The sequence below is a fragment of the Grimontia sp. AD028 genome (genome assembly GCF_000973155.1).
Classification (GTDB): domain Bacteria; phylum Pseudomonadota; class Gammaproteobacteria; order Enterobacterales; family Vibrionaceae; genus Enterovibrio; species Enterovibrio indicus.
Window position 1 is genome coordinate 1 of sequence record NZ_LASY01000204.1, and the last position, 885, is coordinate 885.

At 47.9% G+C, this 885-nt stretch carries 1 protein-coding gene; it reads right to left on the reverse strand.

Going from position 1 to position 885, the window contains the following annotated elements; all coding sequences use genetic code 11:
* The coding region (locus RN22_RS25330; RefSeq protein WP_046308509.1) for an Ig-like domain-containing protein at positions 1-885 on the reverse strand (885 nt) is incomplete at both ends.

Sequence of the window (885 nt, forward strand, 5' to 3'; positions counted from 1 at the left end):
ATGGTTGTGTTCAATTTGGTGTGACGCACCTGTGTGTTCAGGGCGTGCAGTATCTGCTACACCAATACCTGTGCTGTGAATGTGCTCAGAGCCTTCCGTGACCAACTCACCGTCTTTAACACGTTTACCGTCATCGCCAATTTTGAGGGCTTTGATGGTGAAATATTCATTCCCATCCAGGTTCTGCCAGCCGTCAGCACTGCTGGTCGTGAACGCAGTTGAGAGTCCATCATTGTTCGCATGAACGGCGTTCACAATGATCGGCACGTTGGCGATGTTTGAATCACTCATGCCATCGGTGACTTGATAGCTAAGGTTTACCTGCCCGCTATAGTCAGGGTTTGGCGTAAAGATGATACTTTCCAGCGACTCGCTATCTTTCAGTTGATAGTCTTTTGACACGGTTTTCGTTTCGCTTTCAGACACTTTCACAACAAGCTCAAAGTCACCCGCGTTCGGGTCATCAAGCTTGAGGCTACTTAAGACGATCTTAATCGCATCATTCTTATCGGTATCAGAGGCATTACTGAGGATAAGGTCTGCGGGGATAGTGACGATTTGCCCCACATCATTGTTGGTCCAATACGCTTCACCGGTATCTGGGTTGTTCAAATTGTCCCCAGCTTGAGGTGCATCATTCTTACCATCAATCGTGATCGTTGCCGTGGTCGGCGTGCGAGAGATTTCAGTGTCGCCTTCATACTCAACGACATCATAGGTATAGGTGATCTCTTCTTGCTCACCTTCGCCGAGATACTCATATTCACTCGGGTCTACTTCCAGCTTGCCGTCTACAACCTTGATACCCACAGTGTTGCCTTTAGAAAGCTGAATATTCTCAGCTTTTAGCGCATCACCTTCATCGCCGTCACTGCTGTTTTCTAG